Source organism: Noviherbaspirillum cavernae (genome assembly GCF_003590875.1).
In the GTDB taxonomy this organism is placed as follows: domain Bacteria; phylum Pseudomonadota; class Gammaproteobacteria; order Burkholderiales; family Burkholderiaceae_D; genus Noviherbaspirillum; species Noviherbaspirillum cavernae.
In genome coordinates this window covers 1,181,456-1,195,623 of sequence record NZ_QYUN01000002.1, presented here as the reverse complement: position 1 = coordinate 1,195,623, position 14,168 = coordinate 1,181,456, and the positions used below count along the sequence as shown (strand labels likewise).

The 14,168-nt window shown below is 62.2% G+C and carries 11 protein-coding genes; 9 read left to right on the top strand and 2 right to left on the bottom strand.

The genetic code is table 11. From position 1 onward, the window contains the following. Positions 1-231 precede the first annotated feature (231 nt). From D3870_RS05645 to D3870_RS05605, 9 genes are all read left to right on the top strand, one after another. On the top strand, positions 232-957 hold the full coding sequence (locus D3870_RS05645; RefSeq protein WP_119737374.1) for a 16S rRNA (uracil(1498)-N(3))-methyltransferase: 726 nt from the start codon (positions 232-234) through the stop codon (positions 955-957). Positions 958-1,059: 102 nt separating this feature from the next. Beyond that, on the top strand, positions 1,060-1,476 hold the full coding sequence (locus tag D3870_RS05640) for a YidB family protein (RefSeq protein WP_119737372.1): 417 nt from the start codon (positions 1,060-1,062) through the stop codon (positions 1,474-1,476). Between the two features lie 105 nt (positions 1,477-1,581). Continuing rightward, positions 1,582-2,469 carry a M90 family metallopeptidase gene (locus D3870_RS05635; protein WP_422879641.1) on the top strand — a complete coding sequence of 296 codons (888 nt, stop codon included), beginning with the start codon at positions 1,582-1,584 and terminating at the stop codon, positions 2,467-2,469. Positions 2,470-2,548: 79 nt separating this feature from the next. Further along, a complete protein-coding gene (locus D3870_RS05630) occupies positions 2,549-3,526 on the top strand; it encodes a bifunctional riboflavin kinase/FAD synthetase (protein ID WP_119737367.1) in 978 nt (325 codons plus the stop codon). A gap of 59 nt (positions 3,527-3,585) precedes the next feature. Then, entirely contained in the window at positions 3,586-6,435 is a 2,850-nt protein-coding gene (gene ileS / locus D3870_RS05625; RefSeq protein ID WP_119741733.1) for an isoleucine--tRNA ligase, read from the top strand. A gap of 50 nt (positions 6,436-6,485) precedes the next feature. Then, positions 6,486-6,983 (top strand): signal peptidase II, encoded by a 498-nt coding sequence (gene lspA, locus D3870_RS05620; protein WP_119737365.1) that lies wholly within the window; start codon positions 6,486-6,488, stop codon positions 6,981-6,983. Positions 6,984-7,153: 170 nt separating this feature from the next. Further along, positions 7,154-8,344: a bifunctional phosphopantothenoylcysteine decarboxylase/phosphopantothenate--cysteine ligase CoaBC gene (coaBC, locus tag D3870_RS05615; protein WP_119737364.1), complete on the top strand. Its 1,191-nt coding sequence runs from the start codon at positions 7,154-7,156 to the stop codon at positions 8,342-8,344. A 74-nt stretch (positions 8,345-8,418) separates the two neighbouring features. Beyond that, complete coding sequence (dut, locus tag D3870_RS05610) at positions 8,419-8,868, top strand: dUTP diphosphatase (RefSeq protein ID WP_119737362.1); 450 nt, start codon at positions 8,419-8,421, stop codon at positions 8,866-8,868. A 29-nt stretch (positions 8,869-8,897) separates the two neighbouring features. Beyond that, positions 8,898-10,010 carry a M48 family metallopeptidase gene (locus D3870_RS05605; RefSeq protein WP_242490042.1) on the top strand — a complete coding sequence of 371 codons (1,113 nt, stop codon included), beginning with the start codon at positions 8,898-8,900 and terminating at the stop codon, positions 10,008-10,010. A 230-nt stretch (positions 10,011-10,240) separates the two neighbouring features. On the opposite strand, the gene D3870_RS05600 is transcribed toward D3870_RS05605, so the two are convergent. Together D3870_RS05600 and D3870_RS05595 are read right to left on the bottom strand one after the other, a co-directional pair. Next, positions 10,241-11,614 carry a beta-barrel domain-containing protein gene (locus D3870_RS05600; RefSeq protein WP_119737360.1) on the bottom strand — a complete coding sequence of 458 codons (1,374 nt, stop codon included), beginning with the start codon at positions 11,612-11,614 and terminating at the stop codon, positions 10,241-10,243. Next, positions 11,580-14,147, bottom strand: a complete 2,568-nt coding sequence (locus tag D3870_RS05595; RefSeq protein WP_119737358.1) for an FHA domain-containing protein — start codon at positions 14,145-14,147, stop codon at positions 11,580-11,582. Before D3870_RS05595 ends, D3870_RS05600 begins: the two co-directional genes overlap by 35 nt. Between the last annotated feature and the right edge of the window lie 21 nt (positions 14,148-14,168).

Here is a 14,168-nt window from a genome sequence, read left to right as displayed (position 1 = left end):
GTGGCGACCGGTTGGAACGGTATGGTGCAAAGCCGCATATTTTACCAGACAGACGCACCCCGAATTAGAATTGGCAATTCGATATCGGCCGTGAAGCATCCTTTGCCCGCGCATCGCTCGTTGCACCGGACAACGGGAAACCACGTTTCCGAAATGCACTCGGCAGCCTCCCTCATGTATATTCATTTCCCGCCCCGGACGTTCGATTCCGCCTCCATGACATATTGATACATGCCACGCTTCTTCGATCCCCAATCTCTGCAGGTCGGCGCCATAATTTCCCTGCCCGATCACGTCGCCCACCACGTGCGCGTGCTGCGCATGGCGCATGGCGACAACATCACGCTGTTCAATGGCGAAGGCGGCGAATATACCGCCACACTGACGGAGATTGACAAGAAACGCGCAAGCGCGGAGATCAAGACCTTTTCACCGCGTGAGGCCGAATTGCCCTACGCGATCAAGCTGGCCCAGGCGCTGCCGGAAGCGTCCAAGATGGACTGGATCATCGAAAAGGCTGTTGAACTCGGCGTCACCGCGATTCAACCGCTGACCGCGCAACGCTGCGTAGTCCGGCTTTCAGCGGAGCGGGCGGAAAAGAAAGCCGCGCATTGGCAGGGAATCATCGTCGCGGCCTCGGAGCAAAGCGGCCGCAACCGGCTGGCGCATCTGGCCGAACCGTTGGATTTTCACCAATGGGTCGGCCAGCAAGACTTGCACACGCGCATTCTCCTGACGCCGCGCGCCGAGCAATCGTTTTCCGACTGGGCACGGCACCATTCGCCACAGTCGGTGAGCCTGTTGATCGGGCCGGAAGGCGGCTTCACGAAACAGGAAGAAGATGCCGCGCGCGCGCAAGGCGTATTGGCATTGTCGATTGGACAACGAGTGCTGCGCACGGAAACCGCAGGCTTGGCAGCTGTTTCCGCCATGAATGCGATTTGGGGCGAGATGTAAATCGAAATCAAACATCGCCCCGGTTTGTATTTGCAACGCAGCGTCCTGCCCCTATTGTGGTCACTTGACCATTCAGTCGATCACCTTAAAAGGAGGTAAACCATGGGACTTCTGGACAGTGCACTCGGTATGTTCGGCGGCGGCCAGGCACAAATGGCCGATCCGAAAATGCGGCTGCTGCAAGCCGCGCTTTCCATGCTGTCGAACGATGGCCAGACTGGCGGCCTGTCCGGCTTGGCAGGGAAATTTCAGGAAGCCGGGCTGGGCGATGTCGTCAACTCTTGGATCGGCAGCGGCCAGAACATGCCGATCTCCAGCGAGCAGATTCAGCAAGCACTGGGCGGCGGCGAGCTGGAACAGATTTCGGAGACCGCCGGCCTGTCGCAGAATGAAACCGCCAGCCAATTGAGCGAATTGCTGCCTGGACTGGTGGACAAGTTGACGCCCAACGGACAAGCGCCGCAGGGCGGCTTCGGCGATGTCGCATCGCTGCTGGAGCAATTCATGAGCAAGCGTTAGGTCCGTTTTCATCCCGAAACTGCAGTATCCAGCCATGCTGGGCGCGACGGGAAACCAGCGCGCCCCAACACATGGCGATACTTGTCGCCCGCATGGCGAAAAAGAGTGTTGTCGCGGATGAATGATTTCCGTGACAATAGGCCCATGCAATGGCTGCGCCGACTCTTTCATCGACATGTTCCTCGCATCCCCGACGCGCTCTGGCGGGATTGCGTTGCCCGCCTTCCCTTTCTCCAACGACTGCCGCCCCATGACTTGGAGCGCCTCAAGCGTTTATGCGAAGCATTGCTTGACAAAAAAACATTCACCTCCGCCGGCGGACTTGAACTGACCGACGAAATCGCCGTTCTGATTGCGCTGCAGGCAAGCTTGCCGGTATTGAATCTGACTCTCGACTTGTACGATGACATGGCAGGCATCATCGTTTATCCGGCCGCCTTCGTCGTGCCGCAGAGCGAAATGGACGAGGCCGGCGTGGTGCATGAGTGGCGCGCTCCCGTCTCCGGCGAGGCATTGGATGCGGGCGGCGCAGTCGTATTGTCCTGGGAAGACGTCGAAGCATCCGATGCGCCCGGCTACAACGTTGTTATCCACGAATTCGCCCACAAAATAGATATGGGGGATGGCGGAGCGAACGGCTGCCCGCCGTTTCTTGCGGACTATCATCGCGACATCGGACCGCAGGCATGGCAACGGGAATTCACGGCGGCGTATGAAGACTTTACCAGGCAAGTGGATGCGCTCGACCGTCAGTTGCCGGATGACTTCGATGAAAACGATGACGTTCATGCAAGCCTGCATGAGGCGCTGTTCGCGGAGTTGCCGCTCGACCCTTATGCGGCCAGTCATCCGGCGGAATTCTTTGCCGTGGCCTCGGAAGCGTTTTTCGTTTTGCCGCAGCCGTTGGCGGATGCCTACCCGGAAATTTATCGTCTGCTCTCCCGGTATTACCGCCAAGACCCCTTGGGCGCGGCCAGGCACGATGCCTCGTAAGCGCGTTCTTGCCGCAAGGAAAACCGAAGGAAAGCATTTATAATTCAAAGTTTTGCGGCAGTTTTCTCCTATCACCTGTATGAAGGTATTTCGCGGACTTCCCAATGCCGCATCGCGTGCGCCCTGCGCATTGACGATTGGCAATTTCGACGGCGTGCATCGCGGACATCAAGCGCTGCTGGCACACGTGCGGGAAGCGGCAACGAAACTGGGAGTGGAAGCTGCGGTCATGACCTTCGAGCCGCATCCGCGCGAGTTTTTCGCACGGCTCGCAGGCGACCTGTCCAAGGCGCCGACCCGCATCGCCAGTCTGCGCGACAAGCTGCAGTCCTTGCAGAATGCCGGCATCGATCGCGTCATCGTCGAGCATTTCAACGCGCATTTCGCGTCCATGTCTCCCGATGATTTCGTTGAAAGGGTGCTGGTGCAGGGCTTGCACGTGAAGTGGCTGATGGTCGGCGAAGACTTCCGTTACGGGGCGAAGCGCGCGGGCGATATCGCATCGCTGACTGCAGCCGGGAAGAAGTTCGGTTTCCATGTCGAAGCCATGCCCACTGTCACGAACAACGGCACGCGCATCTCCTCCTCCTCCGTCCGCGCCGCGCTGGCACAGAGCGATTTCGAACACGCGGCACAACTGCTCGGGCATCCTTATTCGATATCGGGACACGTCGTCCACGGCAAGAAGCTCGGCCGGACCATCGGTTTCCCGACCATGAATCTGCGCGTCGTCCACAAGCGGCCCGCGCTGTCCGGCATCTTCGTGGTGCAGGTGCACGGCCTCGCGGACAAGCCGCTGCCCGGCGTCGCCAGCCTCGGCGTGCGGCCCACCATCGAGGACAGCGGGCGCGTGCTGCTGGAAACCTATGTGTTCGACTATGCGCAACAGTGCTACGGCAAGCTGATCCGGGTCGAGTTCATGAAGAAGCTGCGCGATGAGGAAAAGTTCATCGACCTGCCGGCGCTGACCGACGCCATCGCGCGCGACGAGGCGAATGCCCGCGCGTATTTCAGGCAACCGGACGCTTCCGCCATCTCCGCGACCGATCGAATTTGACGATCAAACCAGCGTCGTCCGCATTGTTTGATCCACCGATTTTTACGATTGAAAACACCATGTCCGAACAAAAAAACAAGTATCCGGTCAATCTGACCGAAACCGCTTTTCCGATGCGCGGCGATCTGGCCAAGCGCGAACCGAAATGGGTGAAGGAGTGGCAGGAGAGAAAGGTCTACGAAAAGATCCGCAAGGCGTCGAAGAACCGCCCGAAATTCATCCTGCACGACGGCCCGCCGTATGCCAACGGCGACATCCACATCGGTCACGCGGTCAACAAGATCCTGAAGGACATGATCGTCAAGGCGCGCAACATGGCGGGCTTCGACGCGCAATACGTGCCGGGCTGGGATTGCCACGGCATGCCGATCGAGATCCAGATCGAAAAACAGCACGGCAAGAACCTGCCGACGGCAGAAGTATTGGCGAAGTCGCGCGCCTATGCGAGCGAACAGATCGAGCGCCAGAAGAAGGACTTCATCCGCCTCGGCGTGCTGGGCCAGTGGGATCGTCCATACAAGACAATGGATTTCCGCAATGAGGCCGACGAAATCCGCGCGCTCGGCACCATCCTCGAAAAAGGTTACGTCTATCGCGGGCTGAAGCCGGTCAACTGGTGCTTCGACTGCGGCTCGGCGCTGGCCGAAGCGGAAGTCGAATATCAGGACAAGCGCGATCCGGCGATCGATGTCGGCTTCCCGTTTGCCGAGCCGGAGCGGATCGCAGAAGCTTTCGACCTGCCGAAACTGCCGGCCGACAAGGGCTATGCGGTGATCTGGACCACCACGCCGTGGACCATCCCCGCCAACCAGGCGCTGAACGTGCACCCGGAATTCGAATACGCGCTGGTGCAAACTTCGCGCAACGGCGAACCGCTGTTGCTGCTGCTGGCGAAGGATCTGGTCGAGAGCTGCCTGCAACGCTATGGCATGGAAGGCAGAATCATCGCCACTTGCGCCGGCTCCGCGCTGTCGATGATCCGCTTCAAGCATCCGTTCGCCGATGCCGATCCGGGCTACAACCGCCTGTCGCCGATCTATCTCGGCGAGTACGTGACGCTCGACACCGGCACCGGCATCGTGCACTCCTCGCCAGCCTACGGCGTGGACGACTTCGTGTCGTGCAAGGCGCACGGCATGAAGGACGACGCCATCATCAACCCGGTCATGGGCGACGGCAAATACGCGTCGTGGCTGCCCTTCTTCGGCGGCATGACGATCTGGGAAGCATCCAAACCGATCTGCGCCAAGCTGGAAGAAGTCGGCTCGCTGTTCAAGCTGGTCATGTTCGACCACAGCTACATGCACTGCTGGCGGCACAAGAAGCCGATCATCTACCGTGCGACCTCGCAATGGTTCGCCGGCATGGACGTGACACCCAAGGATGACGGCCCGACGCTGCGTCAGACTGCACTGGATGGCATCGACGCCACTGCGTTCTATCCGAGCTGGGGCAAGGCGCGCCTGCATGGCATGATCGCCAACCGTCCGGACTGGACGCTGTCGCGCCAACGCCAGTGGGGCGTGCCGATGGCTTTCTTCGTGCACAAGGAAAGCGGCGAGCTGCATCCGCGCACGCCCGAACTGCTGGAAGAAGTCGCCAAGCGCGTCGAAAAGAGCGGCATCGAAGCGTGGCAGGCGCTCGATCCGAAGGAGTTGCTGGGCGCCGACGCCGAGATGTACGTGAAGAACAAGGACACACTCGATGTCTGGTTCGATTCCGGCACCACGCACCAAACGGTGCTGCGCGGTTCACATGCGGAAGAATCGCAGTTCCCGGCCGACCTGTATCTGGAAGGTTCGGACCAGCATCGCGGCTGGTTCCATTCGTCGCTGCTGACATCCTCGATGATCAACCGCTGCCCGCCGTACAAGGCGCTGCTGACGCACGGCTTCGTGGTCGATGGCGAGGGCAAGAAGATGTCCAAGTCAGTGGGTAACACCGTCGCGCCGCAGAAAATCTCCGACACGCTCGGCGCGGAAATTCTGCGCTTGTGGGTGGCATCAACCGACTATTCCGGCGAGCTATCGATTTCGGAGGAAATCCTGAAGCGGGTGGTGGAAGCGTATCGCCGTATCCGCAACACCTTGCGCTTCCTGCTGGCCAACACCTCCGACTTCGATCCGGTCAGGGACGCGGTGCCGGTGGCAGACATGCTGGAAATCGACCGCTATGCCATCGCGCGCATGACCGAACTGCAGAGGGAAATCGGCCGGCATTACGAAGTCTACGAATTCCATCCGGTCGTTGCCAAGCTGCAGATGTATTGCTCGGAGGACCTCGGCGGCTTCTACCTCGACATCCTGAAGGATCGGCTGTACACCTGCGGCGCGACTTCGGCGGCACGTCGCTCGGCGCAGACCGCGATCTGGCACATCACGCATGCGCTGCTGCGCGTGATGGCGCCAATGCTGTCGTTCACGGCGGAGGAAGCATGGACGGTGTTCGCGGACAAGGAGACGTATGCCGCGAGCGACGAAACGATCTTCACGCAGATCTATTACACGCTGCCGACGGTGGCGGACGCCGATGCCTTGCTGGGCAAGTTCGCGGTGCTGCGCGAGTTACGCGCCGAGGTCACCAAGCAGCTGGAAGAGGTGCGCATGGCCGGCGGCATCGGCTCATCGCTGCAGGCCGAAATCGAGATCAAGGCCAGCGGCAAGAAGCATGCGCTACTGCAAAGCCTGGACGATGACTTGAAGTTCGTGTTTATCACATCGCAAGCAACGGTCACGCAGGTGGGAAGCGAAGCGGAGGAAGCTGTTATCGTCACGCCGTCGGCCCATCAGAAATGCGAGCGGTGCTGGCACTATCGCGCCGATGTCGGCGCACATGCCGAACATCCCGACATCTGCGGACGCTGCGTCAGCAATCTGTTCGGCAGCGGCGAGGCACGCCGGTTCGCATAACTCCCGAGTCATTCCCGCCGCGGCGGGAATGACCTTGACTACATACCCATATGGCCAAGAAAAACAGCCTCACCTCCTCCAACTCCACCCTGATCCCGTGGCTCGGCATCGCCGCCATCGTCGTGCTGCTCGACCAGATCACCAAGATCACGATCCTGAAGACCTTCGCCTACGGCGCATCGCGCCCGGTGACGTCCTTCTTCAATCTGGTGCTGGTGTATAACAAGGGAGCCGCATTCAGTTTTCTGGCAACCGAGTCCGGCTGGCAGCGCTACTTTTTCACGGCGATTGCCGTGGCTGCCGCGATATTCATCGTGTATCTGTTGAAGCGGCATGCGGGGCAGCGGATGTTCTGCTGGGCGCTGGCGCTGATTCTCGGCGGCGCGATCGGCAACCTGATCGACCGCGTGATGTACGGCCATGTGGTCGATTTTCTCGATCTGCACTTCCGCGGCTGGCACTGGCCCGCGTTCAACATCGCCGACAGCGCGATCTGCATCGGTGCGGTGCTGTTCATCATCGACGAATTGCGCCGGGTCGGGAAGTAAGCCTTGCGTTTTGGCAACTGCTACACTCGCCGTGTCTGTCAAAATGCCTCCGGCATTGCTGCATCAGCCTGCCGGCCACGCGTGCTGACCGTGTCGCAGCACGCGGCCAGTGGCGGTTGCGCCTGCTTTTTCCGAAGCGCCAATTGATACGAATTTGTTCTGGAGTCCACATGGATCTCGTCGGCAAGAAAATCGTCCTGGGTCTGACCGGAGGCATTGCCTGCTACAAGGCTGCGGAGTTCACGCGCCAGCTCGCCAAGGCGGGGGCGTCGGTGCAGGTCGTGATGACGCAGGCGGCGACGCAGTTCATCACGCCGGTGACAATGCAGGCGCTGTCCGGGCGTCATGTATTCACGGACCAATGGGATGCGCGCATCGGCAACAACATGCCGCATATCGATCTCACCCGCGATGCCGACGCGCTCGTGATCGCGCCCTGTTCGGCGGATTTCATGTCCAAGCTGGCGCACGGTGCATGCGACGATCTGCTGTCGACCCTGTGCGTCGCGCGGCCGATGACCCTGCCTTTGATGGTTGCGCCGGCGATGAACGTGGAGATGTGGCAAAACCCCGCCACGCAGCGCAACGTGCGCCAGCTGAAGGAAGACGGGATTCATGTTTTCGGCCCCGATGCGGGCGACCAGGCATGCGGCGAAACCGGAATGGGCCGCATGCTGGAGCCGGAACAGTTGGTCGAGGAAGTGATTGCGGCGTTCCATGTCAAGCTGCTCGCAGGCAGGCAGGTGCTGATCACGGCGGGGCCGACGTTCGAACCGATCGATCCTGTGCGCGGCATTACCAACCTCTCTTCCGGCAAGATGGGATACGCGATTGCGCGCGCCGCGCGCGAAGCGGGCGCGGAAGTCACGCTGGTATCGGGCCCGACGGCACTGGCCACGCCCTACGGCGTGCATCGCATCAACGTGCAGACCGCGCAGCAGATGCATGACGTCGTGATGTCGCATGCCAGCGGACAGGATGTGTTCGTCGCCGTTGCGGCGGTGGCGGACTGGCGCGTCGCGAATGCCAGTGCGCAGAAGATCAAGAAGAACGCGGACGGCGGCGTGCCGCAGCTGGCCTTCGAGCAGAATCCCGACATTCTCGCCGCCGTTGCGGCGATGCCGGGCAGGCCCTACTGCGTGGGCTTCGCGGCGGAGTCGGAAGAATTGCTGCGGCACGGCGAAGAAAAACGCAGAAAGAAAGGCATCCCTCTTTTGGTCGGCAACATCGGCCACCAGACTTTCGGCAGGGATGAAAACGAACTGGTGCTGTTCGATGACGCCGGCCATGCGCAACTGCCGCGCGCGGACAAGCAGGTGCTGGCGCGACAGCTGGTTGCAGAAATTGCGCGGCGGATCTGATTCCGCCGTTTTTTTGTAGCGCCCGCGCAAAGCCGGGCGCGTGATTTGACGCTACATATTTGATCGCTACATCCATGAAAACAATAGACGTAAAAATCCTCGATCCGCGCATGAAGGAACAAATGCCGGCCTACGCCACGCAAGGCAGCGCCGGCCTCGACCTGCGCGCATGCATCGATGCGCCGCTCACCATCCAGCCGGGCGAAACGCATCTGGTACCGACCGGACTCGCGATCCACATCGGCGATCCGGCGTACGCCGCGATGATCCTGCCGCGCAGCGGCATGGGCCACAAGCACGGCATTGTGCTGGGGAACCTTGTCGGGCTGATCGACTCCGATTACCAGGGGCAACTGATGGTCTCCACCTGGAACCGCGGCCAGGCCGCGTTCACCCTCAATCCGCTGGAGCGGCTGGCGCAACTGGTGGTCGTGCCCGTTCTGCAGGTCGGCTTCAACATAGTGGATGAATTCGACAGCAGCGAGCGCGGCGCCGGCGGATTCGGCAGCACCGGAAAACACTAATCGCTCTTGTGGAGGCAATCATGGCTGGAATGGCAAGACTCGGTTCGATATTGAAACGCATGAAGGTATCTCGCCGGCTGCATGTGCTGCATCTGGTGCCGGCGGCATTGCTGTTGAGCGCGTGCGCAACAGTCGAACTTCCGCCGTCCCGCCCGGCTCCGGGAGCAGCCGCTGAACCGGCGCGCCCCGCTCCGGATCCGGCACAGATCGCAACGCCGGAAGAGCAGGCGCTGCGGTCGCTGGTCTCCCTGCAAGACCGCTTGTACCGCGTCGCAGCTCCGCTGCTGGTGAGCAACCCCGACCTGTGCCGCAGCAATGCCCGCAACCTGCTCGGCTTCACCGCCAAGAACATGTATTCCTATACCGGCGAATACGCCGCCGCGGCGAAAACGGCATTCGGCATGAATGACCATCTCAAGGTCATGGGCGTGCTGGCAGGCAGCGGCGCAGCACGCGCGGGCATGCGGCGCGGCGACGACCTGATCTCGATCGAAGACAAGACCATGCCGACCGGGCCGAATGCGGAACGCCAGGCAGCGACCATTCTCGCGCCGCTGGTCAGCGGCCGCTCCAACGTCAAGCTGACCGTCATGCGCGACGGCCGGAATGTTGCGATGGTCGTCCCGCTCACCTACGCCTGCGCCTTCGGCATCGAACTGGGCAATACCGACAACATCATCGCGTACGGCGACGGCCATCGTGTGCTGATCACGCGCGGCATGCTGAATTTCACCCGCACGGACGACGAAGTGGCGTACGTGATGGCGAAGGAAATGGCGCACAACGCACTGTCCCACGCCAGCCGGCAGAGGATGAGCGCCACCGTCGGCGGCATCATCGACAACCTGATCCGGATTCGTCCCGACATGAGCACGATGGGCGGCATGGCCGGCGTCAAGCCGATGCCGCAGGAACTCGATGCGGCGGCCGACAAGCTGTCGCTCTACATGCTGGCGCGCGCCGGATACAGCATCGACGGCGCTTCGGCGTTCTGGCAGCGGCTGGCGGGCCAGTATCCGGCCAGCGTGCTGAACGGCTACACGGCACTGCATCCGGCGACGGCGTACCGCGTTTCCGTGATGGACAAGACAGTGGCGGAAATCAAGGCGAAGCAGGCCGCGAGGAAGCCTCTGTTTCCGTGAAGGCCGGGGTTGTCATGAGCGGGCGAGATTCCTCGCTGCGCTCGGAATGACAGGAGCTTGGAGCGTCCTGTCGATACACTTCTGGTGACTGACGAGCAACATGGTCCGAGCCGCAACGGCTCATCACACATCCTGCGCGTCAAGACGCCCCTGCGGCACATTCCGACCACTTGGCGATGCCATTGCGGCGCCCGCCAGCAGACACGACGCATGCCGTACGCGGCCTTCCCTCATCCCCCGATCTGCCTGAACGGATCCAGCGCGAGGTCGATCAAGCGGCGCTCGCGCACCACCACTTCCGCCGTCGCCGTCATTCCGTAACGCAATGGGTATCGGGTATCCCCGACGAGGTAGTGATCGCGCTCCAGCGTGACGCGCCCTTCGTACACCGGTTGCTTGCTTTGCGGCGAAGGCTTCGTGGCGGGCGAGATGAAGGCGAGCGTGCCGTTGATGAGGCCGTAGCGTTGATACGGAAAGGCATTGAACTTCAGCTTGACCGGCAATCCTTCGCGCAGGAAGGCGCGGTCGCGCTCGGCGATCTCGACCTTGAGGATGGGACGCGCATTCTTCGGCGCGATGCCGCCCAGCGGCGCATTGGCCTGGATCTTGTCCCCTGACTGGGTGGAAGTGACATCGGTGATGACGCCGTCCACGGGGGCGACGATGAGGAGGAAGTTGTCCTTGTCGATGTTTTCGAAGCGGATTCTGGCTGCGGCGTCGGCCACCAGGCGCGCGGTTTGCACCTGCAGGCGCAGCTTGTCCTCGGTGCCGGCGATTTCCCGCGCGGCGGCGTCGTGCTGCAGACGCAGTTTCGTGAGTTCCTGGCCGCTCGTTTCCAGCTGCGACCGGGCCTGCGTGAACTCCTGGCTTTGCCGTGCAGACAGTTCACTCAATCGCGACTGCGCCACGCGATAGGCATTGTCGGCGGCCAGCAGGGCATTCTTCTTGCCCTCGACCTGCAGTTGCGAGACGCCGCCGCCGCCCGGCAGCGCGAACAGGCGCGCATACTTGTCCGCCTCATCCCGCGCGGCTTCGCGGGCGCGGCGCGCATCCTCGAGATTGGTGCGCGCTTCCTGCACCTGCGCCTTCTGCCCTTCCGCCAGTCTGGTGGTGCCTTCCGCCACGCGCTGCTCGTGCTGGTGCTCTTCCAGCTCGACCGCCCGCTTCAGCGCCACCGCCTTGCGTTCCATCAGCGCCTTCTTGTCGGGAAACTGGCTCCACTCGCGCTCCGCATCTTCCAGCTTCAGCTGCGCCTCCAGCGCATTGGTGGCGGCCTCGATCGCGCCTCTGGCATTGAGCCGTGCAAGCACATCCCCTTTCGACACCGGCTGCCCCTCCGCGATGTAGAGATTCGCCAGTTCGCCATCGACGGGCGTGTAGATGCGCCGCACTTCCGAATCGGGCTGGAGCGCACCCTGCGCCGTCACGATCACGTCGGCGCGCCCGAAGAATGACCAGATCAGTGCCACCAGCACCAGCCCCACCATCGCAATCACGGCGGCCTGCGTGAAGCGCCATGGCTCCGATGTCAGTATCGCGATGCCTTCGGCGCTGTGATCTTCGAGCGCCTCAGTCAGCGGTTTTAGACGATTGTCGTTCTTCATTGACCTGCCCCTTCAGCAATGCCAGTTTTGCCTTCAGCAGCGATGGCTCCAGCACCGCGCGCGACTCTTCCAGCGATGCGCGCTGCTGTTCCGCCTCTGCGCCGATTTCGTCGCGGAGCTTGCTCCACTGCGCCGCTGGCTGGATCTTCAGCTGGGTATAGATCAGCGTGCCCTGCTGCGCGTTGGCATGCGCTTCGGCCAGCAAGCGACTCTGCGAGCGGAAGCGGTTCGAGATCGCCCGTTCCAGCCGCTGGGCCGCTTCGATCCCGCCGTTCTCGCGATACTGCCGCCACGACTCCTGGGCGCGGTTCAGCGACTCCTGCGCGCGGGCCAGCGCCTTGTCCTTGTACGCGGCGATATCCTGCGCCGTGGCACGGATGAAATACACGTCCTCGTCGGCATCGAGCGATCCGTGGAACGCCAGCAGGCGCTCGTCGTAACCCTGCGCGCCGCGCATCTTCTGCAGCTGCGTGAACTGCTCCAGGAGCGACTTCTTGCGTTCCAGTTCCGTGGCGGCCGCGCCCGCCCACGGCGCAGCGGTGATCTTCTGCAGCTCGACGAATGCCTGCTGCGTGTCTCCCGCCCGCCATGCCTTCGATACCGTCTGATACTGCTGCACGACTTCGGCCGGTGGCAGCGCGCCGCTCTTCTTCAACGCATCGAACTTCGCCTGAAACGGCGGCGTGGAAAATTTCGCCCGTTGCAGCAGCGCGGCCAGCGGACGCAGGTTGCGCGCACCGGCTTCGTTGCTGATCGCGGTGTACTGGCGCAGGTCCTCGCGCACGCTGTCGAGGCCGCCTATCCTCGGATACTTCTCCTCAAACTCCTTCAGCACGGCGTCCAGCGCTTCGGGTTTGTCTCGGTTCAACTCCGTGACCATGCTCGTCTTCAGGCGCTCGATCGCGGACAGGTACACCGAATCGTCGTTCTTCAACTTGCGCAGATGACTGAGCGCCTCGGCATACCGATCCCTGAACTCCGGCACATAGGACGAAATGGCGGTGAATGCGCGCTGGTGCGCCTGCGTGTCGTCGTCCCAGCGCTTGACCAGCGTCTTGAGCCTGTCCTCGTCCGCATAGATGCGGATCGGCGCGTCCGGCCCGCCCCGGCCCAGCACGAAGCGCTCCAGATTACCGATCCATTCCAGCTCGTCGAGGAGCGGCTGCGCATCGGCGTTATTGCCGCCGAGCCGTTTCATGCCCGACAGAATCGCATCGGCGCGATCGAATTCGCCAGCCTGCAATGCGTTCAGCCATCCGGGCAAGTGCGCCTTGAGCAATGCCTCGGTACCGAGCGCCTTGATCTCCGCGTTGTCCGGCTCCTGTGCCAGACGTTCTGCTGCGATCGTCGCGGCGCGCTCGTACTCTCCCTTTTCCACCAGGCTTTTCAGGTTGCGTTCCGCACCGCCGGTCGTGTACAGGGCCAGCGCGACGATGCCCGCTGCGATCACGGCCGTTGCGCTCCAGAGCATGCCGCGCCTGCCAGCCTTGGCTTCCCCTCCGGCGAAGGCCTCGCCCAGCTCGGACACGAAGAGCGCGAGCTTGCCGCGCGCCTTGCGCTTGCCCGTTTCCCTGGCCGCATCCGCGGGCTGGTTCTGCGCATCCTCGTTGACTTCCTCGTCCTGCGGCGGCACCTGGTCGACGCAGAAGATATCGAGGAAGGAGCCTGCGGCGCCGACGAAGGTGGTCTTGTCCGCATTCACCGCACCGGCAGCACCGGCAGCATGCGCCGCGCTCGCACCGCTGGTCACCGCACCGCGCGCCGTCGGACTCAGCTTCGTCACGGTCGGGTCGATCTCGGCCGCTTCCGTTTGCATGCTGATCCGGTACACGAAGTGATGGCCGCCGAACGCGATCACCTCGTCGTTTCCCAGCCGCACGGCGTGCTCGTCGAGCCGCTTTCCCGCGACGAAGGTGCCGTTGGTGCTGCCGAGGTCCTCGACAAAGGGCGAGCCGCTCTTCAGGAAGATGTGCGCGTGCCGGCGCGAGAGATAGTTCACCTGCTGCGGGTACTTGTCCTTGTAGCGGGCGAATGCCTCGTCGGTCTTGCCGATCAGGAAGGGAAATTGCGTGATGACGATCGGCTGGATGCCGAGATCGCCGCGCTCTGGTGTCAGCGTCAGACTGATGAGTTTCTCTTTCCGTGCCGAGGTCTGGGCGCGCGCGCCAAGCCGGACACGGTATGACAGCGCCTTGCCGAAACAGATTTCGTCGCCGTCGTTCAGGCGGCTGGTTTTCTGGCTGATATCCTGGCCGTTGACGGTCGTCCCGTTCTTGCTGCCCAGGTCCGCGATGTAGACCGCGCCATCCTCGGAGAAGATTCTTGCATGGCGGCGCGACAGGTCGGCAATGACGTCAGGCGCATACGACTCGAACGGCGCTTCGTTGCGTCCGATCGCAAACAGGTTTTCATCGATGCGGATGTCGCCCAGCTCGGGATGGGAGAGCTGCTTCAATATGATGTCGAATGCCCGCCCCCCGACTGCGTGATCGGCGACTGTTGCTTCGCCCGGAGCTGAATGGCGCGGCAGCATGCATTACTCGCTCATCGACTG